Source organism: Spiroplasma endosymbiont of Tipula paludosa (assembly GCF_964264785.1).
Taxonomy (GTDB): domain Bacteria; phylum Bacillota_I; class Bacilli_A; order Mycoplasmatales; family Nriv7; genus Nriv7.
The window spans coordinates 897,920-911,232 of sequence record NZ_OZ183484.1; the positions used below are offsets into that span (position 1 = coordinate 897,920).

The following is a 13,313-nucleotide window of genomic DNA, read 5'->3' on the forward strand; positions in this document are numbered from 1 at the left end:
TTTAATGTTGTTTTTATAAGCATTTTACTTAGTTTTTATAACCTTTTATTAAGAATATGTTTGTTAATATTAAATATTTTGTTTTATTAATGCTGAATTATACTTGTAAGTGCAAGTAAATAAAATTGCAAAAGATTTCATATAAAAATTTCATGATGCTAAGTTTATTTTAGAAAAAGTAAATTTAAGGAGTTTTTATATGGGATACAAACATCTTGGCATAGATGAAAGAATTTATATTGAGAATCAATTGAAATTTAAAGTAAAAATTAGTGAAATAGCTAAAAATCTTAATCGAAGTATTAGTACTATTAATCGAGAAGTTAATAGAAATAAAGATAATAATCATTATTTTTCATTAATTGCACAAAATAAAGCAGAAAATAGAAAACAATTACATGTTTATTTTCATAAATTTAAAAATAGAGAATTAGTAAAATATGTACAACAAAAATTATTATTAGGTTGATCGCCTGAACAAATTTATGGCAGAATTAAAAATTTTCATCAAGAATGAATTATTAGTTTTAAAACAATTTACAATTGAATTTATTCTGGATTACTTGAAAAGGTTACTAGTAAAAATTTAAGAAGACAAGGTAAGAAACGAAAATCTCAAGAAAATCGGGGTAAATTTAATGGTAAATCCATTAAAGAACGAAATGTTAATAATCGCATAACTCTTGGCCATTGAGAAGGTGATACTGTAGTATCATCACGAGGTAAAAGTAAATCATGTTTAATAACTTTAGTTGAAAGAACATCAAGATTTACTTTAGCAATATTAGTTGAAAATAGAACTACTAAAGTTATTAACAAAAATATTAGTCATTATTTATCAATTCTTCCAAATAATCTTGTTAAGACTATAACATTTGATAGGGGTAAAGAATTTGCTAATTGACAACAACTTGAAAAAAATTTAAATGTGAAAATTTATTTTGCTGATGCATATTCACCTTGACAAAGAGGTACTAATGAAAATACTAATGGTTTAATTAGAGAAAAATTTCCTAAAAAATTTAATTTTTCAAACACTACTAAAAATGCAGTTCATAAATTTATATTGTCTTTAAACCAAAGACCAAGAAAAATACTAAATTATCTTTCGCCAATCGAATATTTGGTTAGAAAAATAATTTAGTTGCACTTAACTTTACAATTTGGCTAATTATTTTTCAAGTAAAAAGGTAATAAATTTTTAGTTGCTTTTCTTTCAAAATTATTCAAATCTTTACCCACCTAACAAAACTTTATGCGCCCAGAATATTAGTAGCAAGATTGGTTTTATTTTTTAAATAAATATTTGGATATTGATTTAGATAGACAAAGTTAAATCTAAATAGTATTCTTAATAAGACTTGGTACATAACTATAACATTTTATGCCGACTAAACTATAAAATTCATTTTTATCTTTGTATTTATCTAACATTTGTATTTCATCTAAAAAATAATTATCAAAATAGTAGATAAAATTAAAGGTTATGTACCAAGTCTATAGAAGTAAGACTATGAAAATAAAATTTAAAAAAAATTGCCGTTTATTGTTCTTTTTTTCATAATTTGAATTTGCTTTATTTTTCTAAAAAGTTTAAAATTGTCTTGCATTGTTTTATAAAAGTTGAGGTTTAATTTATGAAAAGAAAAATAATGAAATATTGAGTAGTGTTATTATTATCAGTTTCTCAAATTTTAACCTTAGCTGCTTGTACTTTTCGTTATCAAACTAAGATTGATGAAGGCATCGCTGCTAAATTAAATGATTTTTCGGCAATTACTGGCGAAATTACTAAAGCAATAATATTAAGTAGAGAAAAAAAATGAGATGCTTCGCAAGTTATTAATGATATTTTAGAAAATAAAGTTGATAATTTAATTTTTAAAAATATTTCTTATTCGTATTTTGGACAAACCAATGATAATAATTGATTCCCTCGTCATCAAGAGTTTTTTGCTTCGCAAGATTTAGCTAATAAAGTTATTAACTCTAATGATAAATATGTAAAACCCTATGCTGATTTAATTAGTCAAAATAATATTTTAGGTAAAATTCGAACATATGGTTCAATTTTTAACACTTTAACTGTTGATACATTAAAAGAAATTTTTAATAGTGGGTCTGTTTTAGATCCCATTATGAATTTTTTAACTAAAAGTAATATTGAAAGTTTTTGAAATGATTATAATGCTGGTGGTTATGCTGATATTATTACTGAATTACGAAATAATCTTACTGAACATAATGATAATTTTGTTGGCAAAGCAACATATGCTCAAGCACTACAGTGGTCACAAAAAAGAATTAAAAAAATAATTGTTCAAATTGGTTGTAAGAAAGAAAATTATGAAAAAAAAGAAAATGATGAAGAGAAAGAAAAGATAGAAAAAGAAAAAGCTGAAAGTTCTTGTAAAGGATATGATAGTAAAGATGATACCGAAGTAGAAGCTGCTTATGATACAATGATGGCAACATTTGGTATTGAAGTAGATAATAATGATAATCATGTTTCAATAATAACTAATAAATATATATTAGAAAATTTTCAAAATGGATTTAAAGATCTAAAAAATATTATTTCATTGTTAGTACCAATTTTACCAGTTATTTCTTATGTAATGAAAATGTATGTTAGTATTCCTTTTGATGATCCCAATAAGATTTGGTACGAAGTTAGTAAAATTCCTAAAGAAATTCAACAAGCTATTAATGAGCAATTGAGTACGACATATGTTGGTTTCGATCAATCAGTAATTAGTAATTTAAAAAATAAGTTAACAAAAGTATTTTCTTTAAATGATGGCGGATTAAGTTTACGAAAGTTATTATTAATTATGAGATTAACCCCACAATTAAATGAATTAGTTAAGAAAATTAACATAAATATTATAGCTTTCTTAAAGTCTTTTGATTATCCATTAATTGATGTGGTTTCAGCTGGTGGTGGTTGTGTGGGATTTAATAGTTTTTTTTGTAAAAATACTGATTTTTTCCCATTAGCATTTCCTAAAATTAAAGATATATTAGATTCCATTTTTGGAACTGTTAAAAAATATTTAAATTTTCTTCCTAATGATACAAATATTAATTTAAATGATGTTTTAACCGCAATTAATAAGTTAGTCGGTGTAATTCAAGATGAGGTGTTAACAGAAGCAAAGATTAACAAGATTCTTGCTGCCATTGAAATTGACAACGAGCATGCAAAAGTGGCATTATTAGAAATCCTTGGATATAATGGTCAGAAAGGTGAATTAATACCGAATGGAGTATTGGATACTCTTATTACGACTATTAGCTCTTGTAAAGAAGAAGATGATTCCAATTGTATAACCGAGGTTGCTAAATTGTTAACAATGTTAACAAGCGAAAACGGAATTTTAGATCGCATTGTTAATGATAATAATGGCACTATTAATATGAAATATCGGAGATTTTATCAAGATAGTAATTATTGAAGAATTACTAATACGAAAATGCAGTATAATGATATTGATAATTCATTAGAAGTATCATATGATATTAGTTTTTCCCAAGGTAAGATGAATAATATTTATTCAATTAAATGAAAAACAAAAAACTATTACAATAGTCTTGCTAGCAATAATTTTAAAATTGTAGCATTTAGGAATAAGGAGATTAAATAAAATGAAAAATACAAAATGGGCATTAATTGGACGAATAGTAATTTCGTTAGCATTTTTTTTAATGATTGTTTATGGTTTTGTGGAGCTAGTTAAGTCTAAATTTGTTATTTATGATACTGTTGTTTTAAAACTAAATTTTTGAACTAGTAATTTTGCTCAAACATTATGGAATATATTAATTATTATTGCTTTTTTTACATTTGTTATTACAAATATTTGAGGTTTAAAAAGAAGGATTTTCTTTTGAATAATTGGTAGTATTTATATAATTATTGGTTTTTTAACATTTATCTTTACAATTATTGATAATACTGATAATGGCGAGAGAATGGCAATTGGATTAGTTATTTCTTTACTATTAATGATTGGGGCGGGATTTTTATTACTAGTTGCCTATCGAATGAAAAATAAAGAGATTGTTGCTAATAATTGAAAATTTTGAGAGAAAAATAAGTCTGCCAGTCCTGCATAGTTAAAAATAAAAACAGCAAAATCCTTGCTGTTTTTATTTTTGACAAGTTTATTTGTTATAATAATTTAAGAAATGAAATAGAATTAGGTGAAAATTTTTTAATGAAGAAAATATTATTAGTTGATGGTAATGGTTTAGTTTTTCGAGCATATTACGCAACTGCATATAGTAATTCCATAACTTTACGAGCAAATGATGGGACACCAACTAATGCTTTGTTAGGTTTTATTACAATGTTAGAAAAGATTTTAAAACAAAATTATGATTTAGTTTTGGTTGCTTTTGATGCTGGACCTAAAAATTTTCGTTATGGAATATTACCTAGTTATAAAGAAAAACGCGTTAAAACCCCACAAGAATTATTACAGCAATTACCATTAGTTCGTGAGTTTTTAGATGCCTATGGAATTCAATGATATGAACATCCTGATTTTGAAGCTGATGATATTATTGCTACGATTAATAAAAAGGCAATTGATTTAAATTGAGAAATTGAAATTTTGTCATCGGATGGTGATTTAGAACAGTTATTATCTGCTAATACGGTAATTGTTAAACCGAAGCAGGGATTATCACAAGTAGAAATTATTAATGTTGATTCATTAAAAGCAAGATGAGATATATCCCCAAACCAAATACCTGATTTAAAAGGATTAAAAGGTGATGCTAGTGATAATCTTCCAGGTATTAAAGGCATTGGTGAAAAAACTGCTTTATCATTGTTACATCAATTTGGAACATTAGAAAATATTATTACGCATCAAGAGGAATTAAAAACAGCGGTTAAAGAAAAAATTGTGAATAATGCTAATATTGGTTTATTATGTAAAGAAATGGCGTCTTTAAGATATGATGTTCCTTTTCCTAAGGATTTATCTTCGTTAACAATTAATACAGATTTAAATCGCTTAAAAGAATTTTATTTAAAATATAATTTGAAATCATTAGTTAATCGTTTAGAGACAAATAATCCTTCACAAGATAATAATAATAAAGATCAAGGTAAAATTTTAAATAAGTGAGATGCTAATTATAATTGTGTTGAAAATGCGTTATTTGTTGAAATGAATGGTGATAATTATTATACTTCAGACATTATTGGGTTTGGCGTTGTTAACGATAAAGGAGCATTTTATTTAGATTATCTTGTTGCTAGTACTGATGAATTATTTTTAGCATTTTTAAAAGATGAAAAATGTTTAAAAGATGTTTTTGATTTGAAGAAAGTTATTAATGGTTGTAAATGACATCATATTGAAGTTAAAGGTATTGCTTTTGATTTACAATTAGCAGGTTATATTTTAAATGCGAATATGAAAGTAACGATTGATAATGTTATTAATTATTTTGCTGAACAAACTTTTATGAATGATGAAATGTTTTATGGTAAAAATCAAAAAAAAGTTGTACGAGAATTACAAGAAGTTGCTGGTTTTATTACTAGAAAAGCTTGATGAATTTTACATTTAAAACCGCTTCTTAGTAAGAAATTAGAACAACAACAACAATTAGAGTTGTATAAAAATATTGAGTTTCCTTGTGCTTTTGTATTGGCAAAAATGGAGTTTCACGGTATTCGTGTTGATATGGAACAATTAGAACAGTTAACAAAAGAAGTATTAAAAATTGTCACCCAATTAAATGAAGAAATTAATAGTTTAGCACAACAAGATGTTAATCCTAATTCTCCTAAACAATTAAAAGAATTATTATTTGATGTGTTAAAATTACCTGATTTACAAAAAGGTAGTACGGCACAAGAAGTATTAATGCAATTACAAATGCAACAATTGCATCCAATTATTGATAAAATTTTGGAATATCGTAAATATCAAAAAACTTATTCAACTTATTTAAAAGGTTTGGAAAAATATATTTTCGCAGATGGTAAGGTGCATACGATTTATAATCAAACTAATACAACAACAGGAAGGTTATCTTCACAAGAACCTAATATGCAAAATATTAGTATTCATGATGTTCATCAAAAATTAGTTCGTAAAGTGTTTGTTCCTAATGATTCTGGCACACAAGTAGTATTATCTAGTGATTACTCGCAAATTGAATTAAAAGTTTTAGCACATATGGCTAATGTTAAAGAATTAATTAAAGCATTTAAAAATAATGAAGATATTCATTCATTGACTGCTAGTAAAATATTTTCTATTAATCAAACTGAAGTTAGTGAACAGCAACGAAGAGTTGCAAAAACTGTTAATTTTGGGATTGTGTATGGTATTTCTGATTTTGGTTTAAGTAAACAATTAATGATTTCTATTAGCGAAGCAAAAAAATTTATTGAACGATATTTTGCTGTTTTTCCTGAAATTCGTCATTATATGGATAATACAATTAAATTTTGTCAAGAACATAAATTTGTTAAAACTTTATTCAATCGGATTCGATACATTCCAACAATTAATGATCGGAATTGAGTAGCTAAACAAGCAGCAGAACGCGTTGCAATTAATGCTCCGATTCAAGGAACAGCAGCTGATATAATTAAATTAGCTCTAATTAAAATTGATCAGCAATTAGAACAAAATAATTTAAAATCGTATCTTGTTGCTCAAGTTCATGATGAGTTGATTGTTGAAGTATATGAAAATGAATTAGAAATTGTTAAAAAAATTGTTAATTCAGCAATGAATTTAGCAACAAAATTGCAGGTGCCCTTAACGGTTGATATTAATATAGGAAATAATTGATATGAAGTATAAAGGAGATTAAGTTAATGCCAGAATTACCAGAAGTAGAAACTGTTCGTGCTAGTTTACAACCTTTCGTTTGCAATCAAGTTATTACAGGAATTAGAATTTATTGAAGTTCGGTAATTAAACAACCCGACTTAGTATCATTTCGAAAATTGATTGTTGGTCAAAAAATTCTTGATTTAAAAAGAAAAGCAAAACATTTAATTTTTGAATTAGAAGATTTTGTGTTAATTAGTCATTTACGAATGGAAGGCAAATATTATTATCAAAATCTTAATGATGATATTGAATGAAAACATGTTTTATTAGTTTTAGAATTAAGTAATGGTTGTGAATTAAGATATCATGATACAAGAAGATTTGGTACTTTTCATTTGCAAAAAAAGGATGAATATGAACAATTAGCACCATTAATCAAAGTGGGACCAGAACCTTTTGAATCAAGGGCTACTGTTGATTATTTACAAAAGAAATTTAAAAATAAGAACCGAGCTATTAAAACAATGCTGTTAGATCAAAGTATTATTAGTGGTTTAGGAAATATTTATGTTGATGAGGTATTATTTGCTAGTAAAATTCATCCGGTTACTAGGTGTAATAAATTACAAACCGAGCATTTAAAAGCAATTTTAAATAATGCGAAACAAATTTTAACACAAGCGATTAACTTAAAAGGAACAACAATTGCTAGTTATACTTCTAATGTTGGTGTTAAAGGGACATATCAGCAATTATTGAAAGTGCATACAAGAGAAGCATTAGCGTGTTATGTTTGTTCTTCAATAATTGAAAAAATTAAGCTTAATGGTCGTGGTACATATTTTTGCTGTCAATGTCAGAATAAATTATAAGTTGTGAATTATGTGGATAAGTAAATTAAAGCATCTTATTTATAAGATATTTTTAGGACTAAGTTGTGGATAACTTAGTGGGTAATTATTTTTTTATTGTTTATTATTTACATCGTTATTATTCTGTCATAGAATAAATAAGACAATAAGGTGGAGATAAAAATGTTACAATCAGAAGAAAAATTTCAAATAATTATTAATTCTCATATTTGTAGTGAAACGCAAAAGATAGTTCAACATTTATATCAACCAATTATTGGTGTTAATGCTGTTTCGCTATATTTTGCTTTATTAAATGAACAATTATCAATGAAAGTTTTAAATTTAGATAATTCGCATTTACGCTTGCAAAATTTATTACAATTATCATTACTGGAAATTGAAGTTGCGAGAAATCGGTTAGAAGCAATAAATTTACTTGATGTTTATCGTAATAATACTAATATTGGTGTTACTTATTACTATGAATTATTTGCTCCGATGGCACCACAAGACTTTTTTAATCATCAGCAATTTAATCAATTGCTAATTAATAATCTTTCTCTTAATGATTATGAACGAACAAAGTTTTTATTTATGCAATATCAAGAAGATCTGTCAAGTTATAAAAAAATTACGAAATGCTTTAATGAAATATTTTCTTTATCAATAGTAAAAGCAGATGCTTCTAGTGCTGATTTTATTTTCCAAACCAATCATTTGCCAGAAACTAATAACCAATCATTAGAAGTTGCTAATGAAGATATGAAAAATCCTTTACAAAAAAAAATTTATGAGATGCAAACAATATCACCATATAAATATTTAACATTATTACAAAATTTTCCTTTACAAGCGAAAGATTTACAGTTATTGGCTAAGTTATTAGTTACTTATACTTTGTCACCAGAAGTTACTAATTGCTTAATTGAATATGTGTGATATAAAAATAATAAACTTTTGGTTATGGGTTATTTAGAAAAAATTGCGAGCACATTACAACAAAAGCAGATTACTACTGTTGAACAAGCAATGATATATTTAAGAACTGCTTATGTTCAAAGTTTTAATAAGGGAAAAGTAAAATTTAATAAAATTGTAAAAAAATCAAAATTTGATTATGAAATTAAATGAAATACAGGTATTATTCCAAAATGGTTACAAGAAGACCCCCTTTATCAAACATAATTATGGAAGGAAGTGATTGTTATGGATATTTATCATCGGATTCAAAAAACTAAGATTATTGCTTTGCAAAAATTTATTGCTGAACATCAATTATTAAAAAAAGATTTATTACGAAATAGTGATATTTTAGAAAAATATTTAAATAATTTTGTTGAATGTTTGGATGGTTTGAATTGAAATGAATGTCAACAATTAATTCCTGGATATCGGTTAGAATTAGTTTATGAAAATCAACGGATTTATTTAGAAATGCAAGATTGTTTACATCGTCAATATTTACGAGCTAATGATAAAATTCGTAATAATTATTTAATTTGTCATTTTCCTTTATCAATGATTAATTTATCATTAGAAAGTGATTTTCATTTACCAGAAAATGATTTTATTCGCATAAAATTAAAAGAATATTTTATTAATTTCCTTAAAAAAGAGCAAACAACAGGATTATATATTTATGGTGCTCCTGGTATTGGTAAAACTTATATTTCTATTTTATTAGCTAATAGTTTAGTTCGGAATGATTATAAAGTATGTTTTGTTTTTGTTCCCCAATTAATGAGTCAATTAAAACAAGCGATTTCAAAAGCAACTAATTCATTAGCTAGTGATATTTATAAGCTCCAAACTTGTGATGTGTTATTTTTAGATGATTTAGCTGGTGAACCCGTATCGGAGTGAACTCGTGATGAGATTTTATTTAGTATTTTAAATTATCGGATGCAACATAATTTATCAACATTTTTTACTTCTAATTATGATATGGGTAACTTACAAGAATATTATAGTCGTAATGCTAAATATAAAAATATTGATATTGTGAAATCAATTCGGTTAGTAGAAAGAATTAGATACTTGGCAAAACCAGTATTATTAGGGGGCGATGTGCTTCGGAAATATGCCCAATAAATTGGCAATGATTTGCAATGTCTTTGGTAATTTCTAGATAGTGTTTTAGAAGAAAATTACTAATTTAATTGTAAAATAAAGGAGTTATTTGTATAATTATTGCAGTGCATATAGGAGGAAAACAGAATGACAAAGAAAAGAATTGCAATTAATGGGTTTGGACGCATTGGTCGTTTAACTTTAAGAATATTAATGAATTATGAAAATATTGAGGTTGTAGCAATTAATGATTTAGGTGATGTTAAGATGTTAGGTCATTTATTAAAATATGATTCAGCACAAAAGCGATTTGATAAGGAAGTTACTACTAAGGAATCAAGTTTAGTTATTGATGGTCATGAAATTAAAATTGTATCTGAAAAGGATCCTAAAAATTTACCGTGAAAAGAGTTAAATATTGATGCTGTTGTTGAATCAACAGGGTTATTTGTTACTAAGGAAAGTGCAGCAGCTCATATAGCTGCGGGAGCTAAAAAAGTTATCATTTCAGCACCTGCGGGAGCTGATTTAAAAACCGTTGTGTTTAATGTTAATCATCATGAAATTATTGCTAGTGATACTATTATCTCCGCGGCATCTTGTACAACTAATTGTTTAGCACCAATGGCACAAGTATTAGATGAAAAATTTGGTATTAAAACTGGGGTGATGACAACAATTCATGCTTATACTAATGATCAAAATATTTTGGATGGGCCACATCGTAAAGGTGATTTTAGAAGAGCAAGAGCAGCGGCAGTTAATATTATTCCAAATACTACGGGAGCTGCTAAAGCGATTGGGTTAGTATTACCAAATTTAAAAGGAAAATTAGATGGTGCAGCTCAAAGAGTACCAGTAGTTACTGGTTCAATTACTGAGTTAACTGTCCTTTTAAATAAAAAGGTAACAGTTGCTGATATTAATGAAGCAATGAAAAATGCTGCTAATGAATCTTTTGGTTATACTGAAGATCCGATTGTTTCTAGTGATGTTATTGGTATTAGTTATGGTTCATTATTTGATGCTACGCAAACTAAAGTAATGACTTTAGGAGACGATCAATTAATCCAAGTTTTTGCTTGATATGATAATGAAATGTCATATGTTAATCAACTATGCCGAACAGTTAATCATATTGCAAACTTAATGGAATAAATAATGGCTAAGGTGGATACCTTAGTTTTTATTATTGGAAAGGAAAATTAAATTCATATGAAAAAAACATTGGCAGATATTAATTTTAAAGATAAAAAAGTATTAGTCCGAGTAGATTTTAATGTGCCATTAGTTGATGGTGTTATTAGTGATGATAATCGTATTATTAGTGCCATCCCAACAATTCAATATTTATTAGACCACGATGCTAAAGTTATTTTATTATCACATTTGGGAAGAATAAAACGGTCAGAAGATTTAAAAAAATATTCATTAAAACCAGTAGCAAAGCGGTTAGCAGAGTTATTAGGTATTGAAGTAAACTTTGTTGATGAAATTAGTGGGGTAACATTGCAAACAGCAATTAATAGTTTAGAAAATAAACAAGTTTTATTAATGGAAAATACGCGTTTTGCTGATTTAGAAAATAAAAGGGAATCTAATAATGATGCTAGTTTAGGTAAATATTGAGCAAGTTTAGGTGATGTTTTTGTTAATGATGCTTTTGGCACAGCCCATCGTGAGCATGCTTCTAATGTTGGTATCGCAACTAATATTAATGAATCGTGTATTGGCTTGTTAGTGGAAAAAGAGTTAGCAATGTTAAATAAAGCGATTATTAATCCTGAGCGACCTGTTGTTGTGATTTTAGGAGGGGCAAAAGTATCTGATAAGATTGGTGTTATTGATCATCTTTTAAAGGTAGCTGATAAAATAATTATTGGTGGAGCAATGAGTTATACTTTTTTAAAAGCGCAACAATTTAATATTGGCAAGTCTTTAATTGAAGAAGATAAAATACAATTAGCTAAACAGTATTTACAAAAAGCAAATGGTAAAATTATTTTACCGATTGATCATTTGATGAGTAAAGAGTTTGTTGATCAGTCTGGAATTAATAGTACTGATGCTAATATTGCTGATGATTATATGGGAATGGATATTGGTGAAAAAACAATAACATTATTTAATAACTATATTAAAGAAGCTAAAACTATTATTTGAAATGGTCCAGTTGGCGTTTTTGAGATGAAAAATTTTAGTAAAGGAACGCTAGCAATTTGTGAAACAATTGCTCATTTAAATAATGTTTTTAGTATTGTTGGTGGTGGTGATTCAGCAGCAGCAGCCATTCAGTTAGGTTTTAAAGATAAGTTTAGTTATATTTCAACTGGTGGTGGTGCTAGTTTGGAATTATTAGAAGGTAAACCGTTACCCGCTATTGAAGTTATTCAAGATAAATAGTTAATGTTATTAATGATGTATCGTTTAAATAAACGATACATTTTTATTGTTAAAATATAAAAATTGTAATATATGCCAAATTGTAAAGTTAAGTGCAACTAAATTATTTTTCTAACCAAATATTCGATTGGCGAAAGATAATTTAGTATTTTTCTTGGTCTTTGGTTTAAAGACAATATAAATTTATGAACTGCATTTTTAGTAGTGTTTGAAAAATTAAATTTTTTAGGAAATTTTTCTCTAATTAAACCATTAGTATTTTCATTAGTACCTCTTTGTCAAGGTGAATATGCATCAGCAAAATAAATTTTCACATTTAAATTTTTTTCAAGTTGTTGTCAATTAGCAAATTCTTTACCCCTATCAAATGTTATAGTCTTAACAAGATTATTTGGAAGAATTGATAAATAATGACTAATATTTTTGTTAATAACTTTAGTAGTTCTATTTTCAACTAATATTGCTAAAGTAAATCTTGATGTTCTTTCAACTAAAGTTATTAAACATGATTTACTTTTACCTCGTGATGATACTACAGTATCACCTTCTCAATGGCCAAGAGTTATGCGATTATTAACATTTCGTTCTTTAATGGATTTACCATTAAATTTACCCCGATTTTCTTGAGATTTTCGTTTCTTACCTTTTCTTCTTAAATTTTTACTAGTAACCTTTTCAAGTAATCCAGAATAAATTCAATTGTAAATTGTTTTAAAACTAATAATTCATTCTTGATGAAAATTTTTAATTCTGCCATAAATTTGTTCAGGCGATCAACCTAATAATAATTTTTGTTGTACATATTTTACTAATTCTCTATTTTTAAATTTATGAAAATAAACATGTAATTGTTTTCTATTTTCTGCTTTATTTTGTGCAATTAATGAAAAATAATGATTATTATCTTTATTTCTATTAACTTCTCGATTAATAGTACTAATACTTCGATTAAGATTTTTAGCTATTTCACTAATTTTTACTTTAAATTTCAATTGATTCTCAATATAAATTCTTTCATCTATGCCAAGATGTTTGTATCCCATATAAAAACTCCTTAAATTTACTTTTTCTAAAATAAACTTAGCATCATGAAATTTTTATATGAAATCTTTTGCAATTTTATTTACTTGCACTTACAAGTATAATTCAGCTATTTTTTAATAATTTTTTTTCT

Annotated in this window: 10 protein-coding genes; 9 read left to right on the forward strand and 1 reads right to left on the reverse strand. The window is 26.2% G+C overall.

Annotated features, from left to right (window positions below; genetic code table 4):
- Window positions 1–199 precede the first annotated feature (199 nt).
- The 9 genes from ACFEL5_RS05310 to ACFEL5_RS05350 all read left to right on the forward strand — a co-directional run bounded on the left by ACFEL5_RS05310 (window position 200) and on the right by ACFEL5_RS05350 (window position 12,139).
- Complete coding sequence (locus ACFEL5_RS05310; RefSeq protein ID WP_375315093.1) at window positions 200–1,144, forward strand: IS30 family transposase; 945 nt, start codon at window positions 200–202, stop codon at window positions 1,142–1,144.
- 493 nt (window positions 1,145–1,637) lie between these two features.
- Complete coding sequence (locus ACFEL5_RS05315) at window positions 1,638–3,647, forward strand: hypothetical protein (protein WP_375315165.1); 2,010 nt, start codon at window positions 1,638–1,640, stop codon at window positions 3,645–3,647.
- A gap of 1 nt (window position 3,648) precedes the next feature.
- Window positions 3,649–4,119 carry a hypothetical protein gene (locus ACFEL5_RS05320; RefSeq protein WP_338968073.1) on the forward strand — a complete coding sequence of 157 codons (471 nt, stop codon included), beginning with the start codon at window positions 3,649–3,651 and terminating at the stop codon, window positions 4,117–4,119.
- Between the two features lie 101 nt (window positions 4,120–4,220).
- Window positions 4,221–6,839, forward strand: coding sequence for a DNA polymerase I (gene polA, locus ACFEL5_RS05325; RefSeq protein ID WP_375315166.1), 2,619 nt, complete (start codon window positions 4,221–4,223; stop codon window positions 6,837–6,839).
- A 14-nt stretch (window positions 6,840–6,853) separates the two neighbouring features.
- Complete coding sequence (gene mutM, locus ACFEL5_RS05330) at window positions 6,854–7,684, forward strand: DNA-formamidopyrimidine glycosylase (protein WP_338968070.1); 831 nt, start codon at window positions 6,854–6,856, stop codon at window positions 7,682–7,684.
- Window positions 7,685–7,846: 162 nt separating this feature from the next.
- Window positions 7,847–8,851 carry a DnaD domain protein gene (locus ACFEL5_RS05335; RefSeq protein ID WP_342189567.1) on the forward strand — a complete coding sequence of 335 codons (1,005 nt, stop codon included), beginning with the start codon at window positions 7,847–7,849 and terminating at the stop codon, window positions 8,849–8,851.
- Between the two features lie 21 nt (window positions 8,852–8,872).
- Window positions 8,873–9,757: an ATP-binding protein gene (locus tag ACFEL5_RS05340; protein ID WP_342189566.1), complete on the forward strand. Its 885-nt coding sequence runs from the start codon at window positions 8,873–8,875 to the stop codon at window positions 9,755–9,757.
- 126 nt (window positions 9,758–9,883) lie between these two features.
- Window positions 9,884–10,894, forward strand: coding sequence for a type I glyceraldehyde-3-phosphate dehydrogenase (gene gap / locus ACFEL5_RS05345; RefSeq protein ID WP_338968063.1), 1,011 nt, complete (start codon window positions 9,884–9,886; stop codon window positions 10,892–10,894).
- Between the two features lie 57 nt (window positions 10,895–10,951).
- Window positions 10,952–12,139 carry a phosphoglycerate kinase gene (locus ACFEL5_RS05350; RefSeq protein WP_375315167.1) on the forward strand — a complete coding sequence of 396 codons (1,188 nt, stop codon included), beginning with the start codon at window positions 10,952–10,954 and terminating at the stop codon, window positions 12,137–12,139.
- A 98-nt stretch (window positions 12,140–12,237) separates the two neighbouring features.
- On the opposite strand, the gene ACFEL5_RS05355 is transcribed toward ACFEL5_RS05350, so the two are convergent.
- Window positions 12,238–13,182: an IS30 family transposase gene (locus ACFEL5_RS05355; protein ID WP_338966716.1), complete on the reverse strand. Its 945-nt coding sequence runs from the start codon at window positions 13,180–13,182 to the stop codon at window positions 12,238–12,240.
- Window positions 13,183–13,313 lie beyond the last annotated feature (131 nt).